Here is a 14,035-nt window from a genome sequence, read left to right as displayed (position 1 = left end):
ACCGGCCGGGCCGGGCGACGGTCGCCCTCCGCCCGGCCCCCGGCCTCGCCGCTCAGAAGCCGGCGCGGATCTCGCCCACCCGGGCGCCGCCGCCGAACAGCGGGGCGTCCGCGAGCCGGGAGAGCACGGGGGCGTCGACGCCCATGAGGCGCAGGGTGCGGGCGAGGACCGGGCCGAGGGTGCGGGTGGCGCCGTCGTCGATCTTGAAGGCCAGGGCGCGGCCGTCGGGCAGGGCCAGCGCCTGGACGGCCTCGGCGCCCATCTTGGCGAGCGTGCCGGGCAGCGCCTGCATCAGCCAGGTGTCGGGGCGGCGGGTGCCGGCGACGTACTCGGGGTGGGCGCGCATCGCGTCCGCGACCCGCCGCTCCGCGGTGCCGGGCCCGGCCAGCACGAAGTGCCGGAAGGCGCGGGCCAGGCCGGTCAGCGACAGCGAGAGCAGGGGCGCGCCGCAGCCGTCCGTGCCGATGTGGGCGACGTCCTCGCCGGCGGCGGTGCGGACCCCGTCGGCCACCAGCTGCTGGAGCGGATGGTCCTGGTCGAGGTACGAGTCGAGGGGCCAGCCGTTCAGGGCGGAGGCGGCCAGCATGGCGGCGTGCTTGCCCGAGCAGTTCATGGTGAGGCGGTCGCGGGTGTGGCCCGCGGCGAGGTAGGCCTCCGCCTCCTCCGGGTCCAGCGGCAGGTCCGGCGGCGTCTGGAGCTGGTCGGCGGTCAGGCCGTGCTCGGCCAGCACGGTCCGCACCAGCGCGAGGTGGAACGGCTCGCCGGAGTGGCTCGCGGCGGCCAGTGCCAGCCGCTCGCCGGAGAGGTCCAGGCCCGCCCGCAGCACCGCCGCGGCCTGCATCGGCTTGTTCGTCGAGCGGGGGAAGACCGGCTCGGTGACCTCGCCCAGCGACCAGTCCACGCTGCCGTCGGCCGCCAGGACCACCAGCGAGCCGCGGTGCAGTCCCTCGACGAAGCCGGAGCGGACGACCTCGGCGAGGACGGGGTGCGCCGTGCGGGGCGCCGCCGCCCCCGAGACCGGGGACGCGGCGGAGCCCGGGTTCGGCTCGGGTATCGGAGTGGGCGAGGTCATCGGTGGCCTTCCGGGAGTGACCCGTGCCCCCGGAGGCTTGTGGCCGGTCAGGACAGCAGGTCGTCTACTTGAGCTTCGCCTTCACGGTACCTGCGGGCGATTTCGGCGCTGCACTCGTCGGTCGTGCGCTGGAGCGACTGGCGGCGCCGCGAGACCTGCTGCTCGTAGCGGATCAGCCGGCTCATCGCGTCGTGCAGCTCCTGGTCCGTGCGCGCGGTGAGGTCGGACAGCTCCACCTCGCCGAGCATCTCCTCGGCCAGCCTGCGGTACTCCTCGCTGTGCGGGGTCCCGAGCGTCACGTGCCGCGCCGAGGAGCGGTGCCGCGACGGCAGGTCCGTGAGGATCTCCGGGAGCCGGTCGAGGAGCGGGGAGTGCGAGGTGGTCCGGCGGGCGATCTCGGCCCGCAGGATGTCGATCCGGCCCTGCAACAGCCGCCGCAGATAGCTCAGATCGGCCTCCTCCTGCTGCGAATCACGCCGCACCACCCGCAGCTCGGGCAGCCCCAGCCCGGACAGGTCGGGAGTCGTGGCCGGAAGGAAGCGGTCGAACTGCTGCGGGGGGCGGGGGTGCTGCGGCTGGCCTGCCGGGAGCATGGGGCCGTCCTCCGTGCCGGGGGGCTCGGCGCGCGCCGAGGCCGTGGTCGTCGTCAGGGCGGTGGGGGGTGGTGGGGTGCCGGGGGCCGGACGGGCTGGGTCTGTCGTGGGGGCGGTGGATGTCGTCCGTCCGGTCGGTGTCGTGCGGGCGGTTGGTCCGGGACCGGGTGTCTGTCCGGCGCCGAGAGTGCTCATGAATCGTTCCGTCCCCTCGTCCGGTGCCGCGTCCTGGGCATGTTGTCCATGAAACGCACCACGTGCACGCATCGTGCCACTCTGGGCGGTCCTTCTGCAGGGGCATGGCACCCGAACGGCCCCCGTAGGGGCACTGCTGTCCGAAGGGGGCGGCCCGCCCGGCATCATGGCGGGTATGCGAGCTGTGGTGCAGAGGATTGACGGCGCACGCGTCGAGGTGGCGGGCGAGACGGTCGGCGAGGTCGTCGGTGAGGGGCTGTGCGTGCTGGTGGGGGTCACGCACGACGACACCCCCGAGAAGGCGGCGCAGCTCGCCCGCAAGCTGTGGTCGGTGCGGCTGCTCCAGGGCGAGAAGTCCTGCTCGGACACCGCGGCGCCGCTCCTGGTGATCAGCCAGTTCACTCTCTACGGTGACGCCCGCAAGGGGCGCCGCCCCACCTGGAACGCCGCCGCCCCGGGGCCGGTCGCCGAGCCGCTGGTCGACGAGGTCGTCGCCCGGCTGCGGGCGCTGGGCGCCCAGGTGGAGACCGGCCGCTTCGGGGCCGACATGAAGGTGTCGCTCACCAACGACGGGCCGTTCACGGTGCTGGTCGAGGTCTGACCCCGGCGGCGGGCGCACGGCTCAGGGCTCGACGACGACCTCCTGCGCCGCGGCGGTGCCGCCCGCCATCAGCGGGGCGTCGACCGGGACGTTCCGCTTGACCAGGGCGAGCGCGATCGGGCCCAGCTCGTGATGGCGGGCCGAGGTGGTCAGGAAGCCGAGCTGGCGGCCCTCCTCGCCGTCCGCGGCGAGGCGGACGGGGGTGCCGTGCGGCGGCAGATGGACCTCGCTGCCGTCCAGGTGCAGGAAGACCAGCCGGCGCGGCGGCTTGCCGAGGTTGTGGACCCGGGCGACGGTCTCCTGGCCGCGGTAGCAGCCCTTCTGGAGGTGCACGGCGCTGCCGATCCAGCCCACCTCGTGCGGGATGGTGCGGTGATCGGTCTCCAGGCCCAGCCGCGGGCGGTGGGCCTCGACGCGCAGCGCCTCCAGGGCCAGCACGCCGATGGCCGGGCCGTGCGCGGCGGCGAAGGCCTCCAGCCCGGCGCGCGGCAGGAACAGGTCGCGGCCGTGCGGGGTCTCGCGGACGACGGTGTGCTCGGGCGCCTCGGCGATGGAGCCGGCCGGCAGATACACGACGGCGATCTCGTCGGTGCGGTCGGCGACCTCGACCCGGTAGAAGAACTTCATGCTCTCCAGGTAGGCGATCAGCGCCTCCTGGGTGCCCGGTTCGGTGTGCATCCAGGTCGTCTCGCCGTCGTCGACGAGGGAGACGGCGTGCTCGATGTGGCCGTGCGCGGAGAGGATCAGCGCCTCGGTGGCGTGGCCGGGCGTCAGGTCGCTGACGTGCTGCGTGAGCAGCAGGTGCAGCCAGGTCAGCCGCTCGGCGCCGGTGACGGTGACCACGCCGCGGTGGGAGAGGTCGACGAAGCCGGAGCCGTCGGCGAGCGCGCGCTGCTCACGGAAGAGGTCGCCGTAGTGCGCCGCGACGCCTTCGTCGGGGGCCTCGGCGGGGACGGCGCCGGGCAGCGACAGCAGGGGACTGGCGGGTGTTTGTCGCAGCATGTGCCCAGCCTACGACTCGTCGGCGAATGCCTCAGCCGTCGCCCTCGGCGGCCTTGTCCCGGCAGGAGGCGCAGCGCCCGAAGATGGCGAAATGCTTCATGTCCGTCTCGAAGCCGAACTGTTCGCGCAGCTGCGTCGTGAACGGCTCGGCCACCGACAGGTCCGCCTCGATGACGTCCGTGCAGTCCCGGCACACCAGGTGGATGTGGTGGTGGCGGTCGGCGAGGTGGTAGGTGGGCGCCCCGTGCCCGAGGTGGGCGTGGCTGACCAGGCCCAGCTCCTCCAGCAGCTCCAGGGTCCGGTAGACGGTGGAGATGTTCACCCCGCCCGCCGTCTTGCGCACCTCGGTGAGGATGTCGTCCGGGGTGGCGTGCTCCAGCCTGTCCACGGCCTCCAGCACGAGCTGACGCTGCGGGGTCAGGCGGTATCCGCGCCTGCGGAGGTCGCTCTGCCAGTCTTTGGTCACCACACCGCCAGTATGAGGCGCTCCACCCCGGGACGGCGAAGATTCCGCCCGCAGGCTCACGGGATGTCCGGAGCCCTTACGGGTTGTAGGGCGTGCCGTCCGGGCGGAAGAAGGAGACGCCGTCCGCCGTGTCCTCGGGGAGGTTCTCCGCCCACTCCTGGAGGTCGACGACCTTCTTCAGATGCGCCGACATGTAGGGCCGCAGCGGGACGTCCGGGGTGGACTTCTCGCCGACCCACATCAGGTCGCTGTTGACGTAGCCGTAGAGCCGCTTGCCGCCGCTGTACGGGCCGGAGGCCGCGGTGCGGGCGACGGCGTCGGTGGCGAGGTCGATCTGCGGCTTCTGGTCCGCCAGCTCGCCGTACCAGACCTCCACCAGGCCCTGGTCGCGGCACATCACGATCTCGACCTTGCGCTGGGCGTCGATGCGCCAGAAGCCGGTCTCGGTCTCCAGGGGGCGGACCTTCTTGCCCTCGCCGTCGAGCACCCAGCTGTGCGAGGTGTACTCCAGGAAGTCACGGCCGTCGTGGGTGAAGGTGACCGACTGCCCGAAGTTGCACTTCTCGGTGCCGGGGAAGTCGGCGACGCCGGCGCCCTCCCACTTGCCGAGGAGGAAGGCGAGCGGCACCAGGGCCGGGTTCAGGTCGGACGGGATCTCGATCATGAGCGCTCAGGCGATCTGTAGAAGGGGGCGGAAGGGGCGCGCGGGGCGTGCTCGGCCGGCGGGCTGCCGGCGCTCGGTCAGCGCTGGCCCTGGTAGAGCTTCTGCCAGGTCAGTGCGGCGAAGCCGAGCACGCCGACGGCGACCAGAACGAGCAGGGTGGTGAAGAATGCCTCAAGCACGAGCGCGCTCCTTGAACGGAGTGAGGGGGTAACGGACCGCCTGCGAGTCTAGTCGGCGGCGCCGACAGCGGCGCTGTGAGGTCCACCGCGCCCCCTTCGGACCTAGTCTTGCCTCCATGGCGAAGAAGCTCGTGATCAAGGTGACGGCGGGCGCGGACGCGCCCGAGCGGTGTTCGCAGGCGTTCACGGTGGCGGCGGTGGCGGTCGCCAGCGGCGTCGAGGTGTCGTTGTGGCTGACCGGGGAGTCGGTGTGGTTCGCGCTGCCGGGGCGGGCGGCGGAGTTCGAGCTGCCGCACGCGGCGCCGCTGCCGGAGCTGATCGACGGAATCCGGGCCGGCGGCGGGGCCATCACGGTCTGCACCCAGTGCGCGGCCCGGCGTGACATCGAGCAGAAGGACCTCATCGAGGGGGCCGGGATCGCCGGCGCCCAGGTGTTCGTCAGCGAGATCATGCCGGACGACGTGCAGGCGCTGGTCTACTGACGCTGGTCTACTGGGCCCCGCGGGCGCGGGCGGGCCTACTGGGGGTGCTTGTCGTCCCCCCGGTCGTCCAGCTCGCGCCACCAGCGGTCGGACTCCGGGTCCCCGGACTCGTCCCACCAGCGCTCACCGGGCTCCCGGCGGTTTCCGATGATCGCCGCGACCGGCGGGATCACCATGGCGACGACGCACATCCCCACCGCCGCCGGCACCGACCACAGGCGCACCACGGCCCAGGCCAGGACGAACAGCACCAGGCACGCGCCCATCAGGACGAAGTACCTCAGATGGCGGCGCTGTACGGGCGACCGGCGGTGCGCGTCCATGCCTCCACGGTAAGTCCGCACGGGGCCGGACAGAAGTCGGGCGCGGACCCCGCTCCGGGGCGGGCCCTCGCCGTGCGGGGCCGGGCACGGCAAAAGGGCCGCACCCCCGTATCAAGGCGTCCAAACCTCCGGGGTGCGGCCCTTTCGGCCCGTCGATGCCGTCAGACGGCGATGGCGACCTCCGCCAGGCCGCCCTTCTCGGCGACGACCGTGCGGTCCGCGGTGCCGCCCGGGACGAGCGCACGCAGCGTCCAGGTGCCCTCGGCCGCGTAGAAGCGGAACTGTCCGGTCGCGGAGGTGGGGACCTCGGCGGTGAACTCGCCGGTGCTGTCCAGGAGTCGGACGTAACCGGTGACGGGCTCGCCGTCGCGGGTCACGCTGCCCTGGATCGTGGTCTCGCCGGGCTTGAGGGTCGAGGCGTCCGGGCCGCCTGCCTGTGCTCCACACATAGGGGTACTTCCTTGAGGGGTCGGGGAGAAGCTTGCGGGCTTACTTGGCGGCGCCGAGCTCGATCGGCACGCCGACCAGCGAGCCGTACTCGGTCCAGGAGCCGTCGTAGTTCTTGACGTTCGCCTGGTCCAGCAGCTCGTGCAGGACGAACCAGGTGAGCGCGGAGCGCTCACCGATGCGGCAGTAGGCGATGGTGTCCTTGGCCAGGTCCACGGACTCCGTCTCGTAGAGGGCCTTGAGCTCCTCGTCCGACTTGAAGGTGCCGTCGTCGTTGGCGTTCTTCGACCACGGGATGTTGCGGGCGCTGGGCACGTGGCCGGGGCGCTGCGACTGCTCCTGCGGGAGGTGCGCCGGGGCGAGCAGCTTGCCGCTGAACTCGTCGGGGGAGCGCACGTCGACCAGGTTGAGGTTGTCGATCGCGGCGACGACGTCGTCCCGGAAGGCGCGGATGGCGGTGTTCTGCGCCTTGGCCTTGTAGTCGGTGGCCGGGCGCTGGGGGACCTCGGAGCCGTCGACCAGGTCGCGCGAGTCCAGCTCCCACTTCTTGCGGCCGCCGTCGAGCAGCTTGACGCTGCCGTGGCCGTAGAGCTTGAAGTACCAGTAGGCGTAGGAGGCGAACCAGTTGTTGTTGCCGCCGTAGAGGACGACCGTGTCGTCGTTGCCGATGCCCTTGGCGGAGAGCAGCTTCTCGAAGCCCTCCTGGTCGACGAAGTCACGGCGCACCGGGTCCTGGAGATCCTGCTTCCAGTCGATGCGGACGGCGTTCTTGATGTGGTTCTTGTCGTAGGCCGAGGTGTCCTCGTCGACCTCGACCAGGACGACCTTCGGGTCCTCCAGGTGGGCCTCGACCCAGTCGGCGTCTACGAGGACGTCGCTACGGCTCATGGTGTTCTCCTCCGGGGCAGTTGCGGGGGCGGTTGCAGAGTGGCACGCGGATCCGCCGGGGGCGCGCGGACGATCTCCGGGCGGGTGGTCCGGGCGGGCGCGGTGCGGGGGATGAGCGGACGGCGGCCCGAGGGGCCGGCCGGCTGCGGACGGGCGGGGAAGAGCCCGTCAGACAGGGCGACAGAGCATGGCGGCGACGCGGCACAGGTCTACTGCCCGCCGCTTCGTCAGTACCGCACGTCCCCGTGGACGGAGACCGCTCAAAGAGCTCTGCATGCCTCCGATCGTAGGGAGGCAGAGCGGGGCGTGTCACCGGCGTGTCGAATGGCGAGACGCGATTGTCCGCAATGCGGGATGGCGAGGCCCGCCGGGCGGGTGTCCGGCGGCACGCGGGGCCCGTTCGCCGGTGGGGGGTCTGGCGTACGGACCGGGGTGTCTCAGGGATTGGACGGGGCTGATCCGGGCGGCTGTCCGGTGGCGCGGTGGCGCGCGCGGCCCCGGCGGGCCGGTGGGGCGGCCCGCCGGCGGCGGCCGGTCAGCCGGGAAGCTTGACGTTCTTGCCGGAGGCCGAGATCGAGATGCCGTCGGGCATCGTCACGACCTTCTCCAGCTTCAGGTTGCCGGGCAGCTGGTCCAGCTTCCAGTCGTGGTCCGTCCGGGCGCGGACCTTGGCCTCGCAGCCCGGGAGGGCCTTGCACACCGAGGGGAGTCCGTCGGCCCGCAGCCGGACGGTGTCGCCGTGCACGACGGAGATGGAGCCGGTCACGTCCAGCTGGCTGAGCACCGGGATGTTCGGCGAGATCTTGACCTGGCTGCGGCCGTTCTTCTGGCCGCCGTAGGTGACCTTCACGTCGGCGCCCGCCGCCCGGGTCAGGTCGGCGTAGGTGATCCGGGCGTTGCCGGTCGCCCAGGCGGCGCTCTCGATGGAGGTGTAGTCGCTGCTCAGCGCGACGTCGTGGAACTGCGCCGACAGCTGGTCGATGCGCAGCGTACGGCCCTGGGCGCGGGCCTCGATGCCCCCGAGGTCGGCGTCGACCTCCTGGAGGTCGCGGCCGGCGATCTGGGTCAGGAACGGGAATCCCTTGATGGCGACGTTCGGGGCCTTGTCGAGCCCCTGGCTGCTGCGGATCTTGTCCGCGGCCTTGTCCTCGGCGAGATTCACCGCGACCCGGTCGGCCGCCACGAAGAGCCCGCCGAGTATGACCACGACCAACAGCAGCACACGAAGTGCACGCATCGAACCACTTCCCCCACACCGGGGCCGGATACCGGCCGACCCGTCCGGGCAGGCCCCCTGCCTGCGTTCCGGGGGAGCCTAGACGACGCCGAACGGGAAGCGGGAGCGGCGGCCGCCGGAGGGCGCAGGGTGCGCTTTCCGGTGGCCGCCGCTCCGTTTCGCCGGGAGTCCTGGGGACGCCGCGGCGCGTGCGCCTCCTGTGGCGGTTACCCCAGGGTGCGTCCCAGGACGTAGACCGCGGGGGCGGCCAGGGCCAGCGGCAGGGCCACCCCGGCCGTCAGGTGGACGAAGCGGGAGGGGTAGTCGTAACTGGCCACCCGCAGCCCGATCAGGGCGCAGCCGCCGGCCGCCAGGCCCAGCAGCGCCCCGGACACCCCGAGGCCGGTGAGCTGGCCGGCCGCGATACCGGCGCCCGCGGCGGCCACCAGGGAGACCCCGATCGAGGCGGGGCCGGGCAGCGGCAGCGCACGGGCGAGGGTGGCCACCGCGGCACCGGCGGCGCCGACCACCACCGCATGCCCGCTCGCGGCGAGCTGGCCGCCGGCGAGCACCGCGAGCGCGGTCGAGGTCAGGCCCGCGGTCAGCGCGTACATCCGCTCGTCGGCGCTGCTGCGGTTGCGCAGCTGGAGGACGAGAACGAGCAGGCACCACACGCCGAGCGTGCCGATGCCCACCAGCGGCGCGCTCGCGCGGTCGGTGGCCAGCAGCGCCACATCGGTGGTCAGACCGGCGAGGAAGGCCAGCGCGATGCCCTGGCGGGCCGGCCACATGCCGTTCAGCCGGAACCAGCCGGCGGCGGTGACGGCCTGCAGCAGCGCCACCGGGACGGCGAGCACCGGGCGGCCCAGCGGCGCGGTCAGCGCCAGCAGCAGAGCGAGCCCGGCGGTCAGCGCGGCCGGCTGGATGCCGGGCGGGATGATCGGCGAGCGGCCCTCGGCGCGGGCCCGCTGGTTGGCCGCGAGCGGGGCGCTGGAGACCGGCGGGGTGGGCAGCGGCGGCTTGGCCGCGGGGGCGGCGGGCGCCGGCCTGCCCTGCTGGGGGTGCGCCCGGCCGTAGGGGTCCTCGGCCGGCCGTGCGCTCTGGTGCTGGGTGGGCAGCTGCGAGGTCTCCGCGGACGGGATGCGGTAGCCGTCGTGGCCGTGGGGCGGCTGCTGCTGCGGTTGATGGTGCTGGGGCTGCTGGGACTGCTGCGGTTGTTGCTGAGGGGGCTGCTGCGGTTGCTGCTGCGGGTGCTGCGACTGCTGGGGCTGCGGCCGGGCGTGCTGGGGCCGGCGTCCGTACTGCTGCTGCCCGTACGCCTCCCGCCCGTACTGATCGCGCCCGTACGCCTGCTGCCCGTACTGCTGCTGCCCGTAGGGGTCGTGCCCCGCCTGCTGCCCGTAAGCCTGCTGCCCGTAGGGGTCGTGGCCCGGCTGCTGCGCGGACGGGTCGTGCGCCGGCCGGCCGTACGGGCCCGGCGCGGGCTGCTGCGGCTGCGCGGCGTACGGGTCCGGTGCGGCGTACAGGTCCTGTGGTGCGTACGGGGCCTGTGGTGCGTGCGGGTCCTGCGGTGCGTAAGGGTCCGGACGGCCGTACGGGTCCGGCCGGCCGGCGGGGTCCTGCGGCGGGTACGGATTGCGGTGCTGCGGCTGGTTGTCGCTCATGATCGTGTGCTCACCCTCCCGCGAACGGCGGCAGTACCTCGACGGTCCCGCCCTCGGCCAGCGGCACCGTCCCGTGGTCGCGGGTGCCGACCGGCTCGCCGTCCACCAGGAACGAGCAGCGCAGCAGCACGCGGGCGAACTCGGGGTTCGCGGCGTGCACCGCCCGCGCCGCGTCGAGTGCCTCGGCGAGCGTCGCCGCCGCGTACGGCTCCTCTGCCGTGCCGGCGGCGGCCTTGGCCGCCGCCCAGTAGCGCACGGTGCCAGTTGTTGTCACGGCGGCCTCTTCGTCGTGTTCGTCGTGTACGTCGGTGCGTCGTGTGCGTCGTGTCGGTCGGGGGCGTCCGGTGTGGCCGGCGCCCCGTCGTTGCCGCCTCCATGATGGCGTACGCGGCGGCCGCTCCGGTTCCGGCAACATCGGGCAAAGACTGCGGTCCGAACGGACGGACCGGGGAAATTCGGTGGCCTTGGGCACATGTTCGCTTAGGCTCACTGTGTGTTGGTCCGACTTGTACGGGGACATTTGCGGCCCCACAGACGCGCGCTCTCCCTGATCGTGCTGCTCCAGCTGATCCAGACGCTGGCCACCCTCTATCTGCCGACCCTCAACGCCGACATCATCGACAACGGTGTCGTGAAGGGGGACACGGGCTACATCCTGGGCACCGGCGGCTTCATGATCGTCGTCACTCTGCTGCAGATCGTCTGCGCGATCGGTGCCGTCTACTTCGGCGCCCGGACGGCCATGGCGCTCGGCCGGGACCTGCGCGCCGCGGTCTTCGACCGGGTGCAGTCCTTCTCCGCCCGGGAGATCGGCGCCTTCGGGGCGCCGTCGCTGATCACCCGCACCACCAATGACGTCCAGCAGGTCCAGATGCTGGTGCTGATGACGTTCACGATGATGGTGACGGCGCCGATCATGTGCATCGGCGGCGTGCTGATGGCGCTCAACCAGGACGTGCCGCTGTCCGGGCTGCTGCTGGTCATCGTCCCGGTCCTGGCGGTGCTGATCTCCCTGATCGTGCGCCGGCTGCGTCCGCTCTTCCGCGGGGTGCAGCAGCGCATCGACACCGTCAACCGCGTACTGCGCGAGCAGATCACCGGCATCCGCGTCATCCGCGCCTTCGTCCGCGACGGCTACGAGCGCGAACGGTTCGCCGGGGCCAACACCGATCTGTTCGACATGTCGCTGCGCTCCGGCCGGCTGATGTCGATGATGTTCCCGCTGGTCATGCTGATCGTGAACCTCTCCGGCGTGGCCGTCGTCTGGTTCGGCGGGCTGCGGATCGACGCCGACAAGATGGAGATCGGCGCGCTGACGGCCTTCCTCAGCTACCTCATGTACATCCTGATGTCGATCATGATGGCGACATTCATGGTGATGATGCTGCCCCGCGCGGAGGTCTGCGCCGAGCGCATCCAGGAGGTGCTGTCGACCGACTCCAGCGTCATCCCGCCCGAGAACCCGGTCACCACGCTGCGCCGGCACGGCGAACTGGAACTGCGCAACGTCGAGTTCCGCTTCCCCGGTGCCGAGCAGCCGGTCCTCAAGGACATCTCGCTGATCGCCCGCCCCGGCGAGACCACCGCCGTCATCGGCTCGACGGGCTCGGGCAAGTCGACCCTGCTGGGGCTCGTCCCGCGGCTGTTCGACGCGACCGGCGGCGCGGTCCTGGTGGACGGCGAGGACGTCCGCACCCTCGACCCGGAGACGCTGGCCCGGACCATAGGCCTGGTCCCGCAGAAGCCGTACCTCTTCTCCGGCACCGTCGCCAGCAACCTGCGCTACGGCAATCCGGACGCCACCGACGAGGAGCTGTGGCAGGCGCTGGAGACCGCCCAGGCCCGGGAGTTCGTCGAGCGGATGGAGGGCGGGCTGGCGGCCCCCGTCGCGCAGGGCGGCGGCAATGTCTCCGGCGGCCAGCGGCAGCGGCTGGCCATCGCGCGGGCGCTGGTGCGCCGGCCCGAGATCTACCTCTTCGACGACTCCTTCTCCGCGCTGGACTACGCGACGGACGCGGCGCTGCGGGCCGCGCTGTCCCGGGAGACCGACCGCGCGACGGTGGTGATCGTCGCCCAGCGGGTCGCCACGATCCGCGGGGCCGACCGGATCGTCGTCCTGGACGAGGGCCGGGTCGTCGGCACCGGTACCCACACCGAGCTGATGGCCGGCAACGAGACCTACCGGGAGATCGTGCTCTCCCAGCTCACCGAGCAGGAGGCGGCGTGACCACCGCGGACAGGGCGCCGGCCGCCAAGGCCCCGGCAGCCGACGAGCAGAGCGCCCCGGCGCCCCGGAGAGGCCCGGCCCCGGCGGTCGGGCCGGGCCGGATGATGGGCGGCCAGCCCACCGAGAAGTCCATGGACTTCAAGGGCTCCGGCAAGCGGCTGCTGTCCCAGATGCGGCCCGAGCGCGGCGTCATCGGCTTCGGGCTGGTGCTGGCCGTCGCCAGCGTGGCGCTGACGGTGGTGGGCCCCAAGGTCCTCGGCCGGGCCACCGACCTGATCATGTCCGGCGTCATCGGCCGCCGGCTGCCCGAGGGCCTCACCAAGGCCCAGGCGATGGCGCAGCTGCGCGCCCATGGCCAGGGCGGGCTCGCCGACATGCTCGGCGCGATGCCGGTCGTCCCCGGCCAGGGCATCGACTTCGGTGCCGTCGGCGGGGTCCTGCTCTGGGCCGCCGTGATCTACCTGGGCGCCACGGTGTTCGGCTTCGTCCAGGCCCGGATCGCCACCCGCGTCGTCCAGCGCACGGTCTTCCGGCTGCGCGAGCAGGTCGAGGAGAAGCTGGCACGGCTGCCGCTGAGCTACTTCGACCGGCAGCAGCGCGGCGAGGTGCTCTCCCGCGCCACCAACGACATCGACAACATCCAGCAGACGCTGCAGCAGACCCTCAGCCAGATCGTGGCCTCGCTGCTGACCATCGTCGGCGTGCTGCTGATGATGTTCTGGATCTCGTGGCTGCTGGCGCTGGTCGCCCTGGTCACGGTCCCGGTCTCGATCCTCGTCGCCACCAAGGTCGGCAAGCGGGCCCAGCCGCAGTTCGTCCAGCAGTGGAAGACCACCGGCAAGCTCAACGCGCACATCGAGGAGATGTACACCGGCCACAGCCTGGTGAAGGTCTTCGGCCGCCAGCGGGAGTCCGCCGAGCTGTTCCGCGAGCAGAACGACGCGCTGTACGACGCCGGCTTCCGGGCCCAGTTCATCTCCGGCATCATCCAGCCCGCGATGATGTTCATCGGCAATCTGAACTACGTCCTGGTGGCGGTCGTCGGCGGTCTGCGGGTCGCCTCCGGGGCGCTGTCCATCGGTGACGTCCAGGCCTTCGTCCAGTACTCCCGGCAGTTCAGCCAGCCGCTCACCCAGGTCGCCTCGATGGCCAACCTCGTCCAGTCCGGCGTGGCCTCCGCCGAGCGGGTCTTCGAACTCCTCGACGCCGCAGAGCAGGAGCCCGACGCCGCCCGCCCGGCCCGGCCCGAGCGGGTCGAGGGCCGCGTCGAGTTCGAGGACGTCACCTTCCACTACGCCGCCGACAAGCCGCTGATCGAGGGCCTGTCGCTAGCTGTCCACCCCGGGCAGACGGTGGCCATCGTCGGCCCCACGGGCGCCGGCAAGACCACGCTCGTCAATCTGCTGATGCGCTTCTACGAGGTGCGCGGCGGCCGGATCACCCTCGACGGCACGGACATCGCCGGCATGGCGCGCGAGGAGCTGCGCTCCCACATCGGCATGGTCCTCCAGGACACCTGGCTCTTCGGCGGCACGATCGCGGAGAACATCGCCTACGGAGCCCCCGCAGGCACCCCCCTGGACAAGATCGTGGCGGCCGCCCGGGCCACCCACGTCGACCGCTTCGTGCGCACCCTGCCGGACGGTTACGACACGGTGCTCGACGACGAGGGCGGCAATGTCTCGGTCGGTGAGAAGCAGCTGATCACCATCGCCCGGGCCTTCCTCGCCGAACCGGCCATCCTGGTCCTGGACGAGGCCACCAGCTCGGTCGACACCCGCACCGAGGTGCTCATCCAGCACGCGATGGCCCGGCTCCGCAGCGGCCGCACCAGCTTCGTCATCGCCCACCGGCTCTCCACCATCCGCGACGCCGACGTGATCCTGGTGATGGAGAACGGCGCGATCGTCGAGCAGGGCCCCCACGACGCCCTGCTGGCCGCGGGCGGCGCCTACGCCCGCCTGTACGCGGCGCAGTTCGCCGAGCCGGTGGCCGAGACGGAGTGAGCGCGGCGGC

Annotated in this window: 16 protein-coding genes; 4 read left to right on the top strand and 12 right to left on the bottom strand. The window is 72.4% G+C overall.

The features are described from left to right. Nucleotides 1–52 precede the first annotated feature (52 nt). Both IEY78_RS23430 and IEY78_RS23425 read right to left on the bottom strand, forming a co-directional pair. Nucleotides 53–1,072, bottom strand: coding sequence for an asparaginase (locus IEY78_RS23430; RefSeq protein WP_189101338.1), 1,020 nt, complete (start codon nt 1,070–1,072; stop codon nt 53–55). Between the two features lie 47 nt (nt 1,073–1,119). Then, nucleotides 1,120–1,665, bottom strand: a complete 546-nt coding sequence (locus IEY78_RS23425; protein ID WP_189101336.1) for an RsiG family protein — start codon at nt 1,663–1,665, stop codon at nt 1,120–1,122. A 370-nt stretch (nt 1,666–2,035) separates the two neighbouring features. On the opposite strand from IEY78_RS23425, the gene dtd reads away from it, so the two are divergent. After that, nucleotides 2,036–2,461 carry a D-aminoacyl-tRNA deacylase gene (gene dtd / locus IEY78_RS23420; RefSeq protein ID WP_189101334.1) on the top strand — a complete coding sequence of 142 codons (426 nt, stop codon included), beginning with the start codon at nt 2,036–2,038 and terminating at the stop codon, nt 2,459–2,461. 21 nt (nt 2,462–2,482) lie between these two features. Here the strand turns inward: dtd and ygfZ are convergent, their stop codons facing one another. From ygfZ to IEY78_RS23405, 3 genes are all read right to left on the bottom strand, one after another. Continuing rightward, complete coding sequence (gene ygfZ, locus IEY78_RS23415) at nt 2,483–3,463, bottom strand: CAF17-like 4Fe-4S cluster assembly/insertion protein YgfZ (protein ID WP_189101332.1); 981 nt, start codon at nt 3,461–3,463, stop codon at nt 2,483–2,485. A 31-nt stretch (nt 3,464–3,494) separates the two neighbouring features. Beyond that, entirely contained in the window at nt 3,495–3,932 is a 438-nt protein-coding gene (locus IEY78_RS23410) for a Fur family transcriptional regulator (protein ID WP_189101330.1), read from the bottom strand. A gap of 73 nt (nt 3,933–4,005) precedes the next feature. Then, nucleotides 4,006–4,593, bottom strand: coding sequence for a heme-binding beta-barrel domain-containing protein (locus tag IEY78_RS23405; RefSeq protein WP_189101328.1), 588 nt, complete (start codon nt 4,591–4,593; stop codon nt 4,006–4,008). 295 nt (nt 4,594–4,888) lie between these two features. On the opposite strand from IEY78_RS23405, the gene IEY78_RS23400 reads away from it, so the two are divergent. After that, the gene (locus tag IEY78_RS23400; protein ID WP_033266312.1) at nt 4,889–5,254 is read left to right on the top strand and encodes a DsrE family protein; all 366 of its coding nucleotides are present in this window, start codon (nt 4,889–4,891) and stop codon (nt 5,252–5,254) included. A gap of 35 nt (nt 5,255–5,289) precedes the next feature. Here the strand turns inward: IEY78_RS23400 and IEY78_RS23395 are convergent, their stop codons facing one another. From IEY78_RS23395 to IEY78_RS23370, 7 genes are all read right to left on the bottom strand, one after another. Further along, nucleotides 5,290–5,577: a DUF3099 domain-containing protein gene (locus IEY78_RS23395; protein WP_189101326.1), complete on the bottom strand. Its 288-nt coding sequence runs from the start codon at nt 5,575–5,577 to the stop codon at nt 5,290–5,292. Between the two features lie 161 nt (nt 5,578–5,738). Next, nucleotides 5,739–6,026, bottom strand: a complete 288-nt coding sequence (locus IEY78_RS23390; protein WP_189101324.1) for a DUF1416 domain-containing protein — start codon at nt 6,024–6,026, stop codon at nt 5,739–5,741. A 40-nt stretch (nt 6,027–6,066) separates the two neighbouring features. Beyond that, a complete protein-coding gene (locus IEY78_RS23385) occupies nt 6,067–6,912 on the bottom strand; it encodes a sulfurtransferase (RefSeq protein WP_189101321.1) in 846 nt (281 codons plus the stop codon). Between the two features lie 168 nt (nt 6,913–7,080). Next, the gene (locus tag IEY78_RS35185) at nt 7,081–7,188 is read right to left on the bottom strand and encodes a putative leader peptide (RefSeq protein ID WP_350252853.1); all 108 of its coding nucleotides are present in this window, start codon (nt 7,186–7,188) and stop codon (nt 7,081–7,083) included. A 259-nt stretch (nt 7,189–7,447) separates the two neighbouring features. Then, nucleotides 7,448–8,149: an LmeA family phospholipid-binding protein gene (locus IEY78_RS23380; RefSeq protein ID WP_189101319.1), complete on the bottom strand. Its 702-nt coding sequence runs from the start codon at nt 8,147–8,149 to the stop codon at nt 7,448–7,450. Between the two features lie 206 nt (nt 8,150–8,355). Further along, the gene (locus IEY78_RS23375) at nt 8,356–9,792 is read right to left on the bottom strand and encodes a hypothetical protein (protein ID WP_189101317.1); all 1,437 of its coding nucleotides are present in this window, start codon (nt 9,790–9,792) and stop codon (nt 8,356–8,358) included. 10 nt (nt 9,793–9,802) lie between these two features. After that, complete coding sequence (locus IEY78_RS23370; protein WP_285504595.1) at nt 9,803–10,048, bottom strand: MoaD/ThiS family protein; 246 nt, start codon at nt 10,046–10,048, stop codon at nt 9,803–9,805. A gap of 237 nt (nt 10,049–10,285) precedes the next feature. On the opposite strand from IEY78_RS23370, the gene IEY78_RS23365 reads away from it, so the two are divergent. Next, nucleotides 10,286–12,019 (top strand): ABC transporter ATP-binding protein, encoded by a 1,734-nt coding sequence (locus IEY78_RS23365; protein ID WP_189101313.1) that lies wholly within the window; start codon nt 10,286–10,288, stop codon nt 12,017–12,019. A gap of 104 nt (nt 12,020–12,123) precedes the next feature. Beyond that, nucleotides 12,124–14,025 carry an ABC transporter ATP-binding protein gene (locus tag IEY78_RS23360; RefSeq protein ID WP_189101355.1) on the top strand — a complete coding sequence of 634 codons (1,902 nt, stop codon included), beginning with the start codon at nt 12,124–12,126 and terminating at the stop codon, nt 14,023–14,025. Nucleotides 14,026–14,035 lie beyond the last annotated feature (10 nt).

Origin of the sequence: Streptomyces kronopolitis (assembly GCF_014646275.1) — a bacterium.
Lineage (GTDB): Bacteria > Actinomycetota > Actinomycetes > Streptomycetales > Streptomycetaceae > Streptomyces > Streptomyces kronopolitis.
The sequence above is the reverse complement of the archived record's forward strand: the minus strand, read 5'-3'. Positions and strand labels throughout refer to the sequence as shown.

Coding starts and splice junctions, on each gene's coding strand:
- IEY78_RS23380 (WP_189101319.1), bottom strand. CDS start 8,149: ATGCGTGCACTTCGTGTGCTGCTGTTGGTCGTGGTCATACTCGGCGGG.
- IEY78_RS23430 (WP_189101338.1), bottom strand. CDS start 1,072: ATGACCTCGCCCACTCCGATACCCGAGCCGAACCCGGGCTCCGCCGCG.
- IEY78_RS23375 (WP_189101317.1), bottom strand. CDS start 9,792: ATGAGCGACAACCAGCCGCAGCACCGCAATCCGTACCCGCCGCAGGAC.
- IEY78_RS23425 (WP_189101336.1), bottom strand. CDS start 1,665: ATGCTCCCGGCAGGCCAGCCGCAGCACCCCCGCCCCCCGCAGCAGTTC.
- IEY78_RS23400 (WP_033266312.1), top strand. CDS start 4,889: ATGGCGAAGAAGCTCGTGATCAAGGTGACGGCGGGCGCGGACGCGCCC.
- IEY78_RS23360 (WP_189101355.1), top strand. CDS start 12,124: ATGGGCGGCCAGCCCACCGAGAAGTCCATGGACTTCAAGGGCTCCGGC.
- IEY78_RS23405 (WP_189101328.1), bottom strand. CDS start 4,593: ATGATCGAGATCCCGTCCGACCTGAACCCGGCCCTGGTGCCGCTCGCC.
- IEY78_RS23390 (WP_189101324.1), bottom strand. CDS start 6,026: ATGTGTGGAGCACAGGCAGGCGGCCCGGACGCCTCGACCCTCAAGCCC.
- ygfZ (WP_189101332.1), bottom strand. CDS start 3,463: ATGCTGCGACAAACACCCGCCAGTCCCCTGCTGTCGCTGCCCGGCGCC.
- IEY78_RS23385 (WP_189101321.1), bottom strand. CDS start 6,912: ATGAGCCGTAGCGACGTCCTCGTAGACGCCGACTGGGTCGAGGCCCAC.
- IEY78_RS35185 (WP_350252853.1), bottom strand. CDS start 7,188: ATGCAGAGCTCTTTGAGCGGTCTCCGTCCACGGGGACGTGCGGTACTG.
- dtd (WP_189101334.1), top strand. CDS start 2,036: ATGCGAGCTGTGGTGCAGAGGATTGACGGCGCACGCGTCGAGGTGGCG.
- IEY78_RS23395 (WP_189101326.1), bottom strand. CDS start 5,577: ATGGACGCGCACCGCCGGTCGCCCGTACAGCGCCGCCATCTGAGGTAC.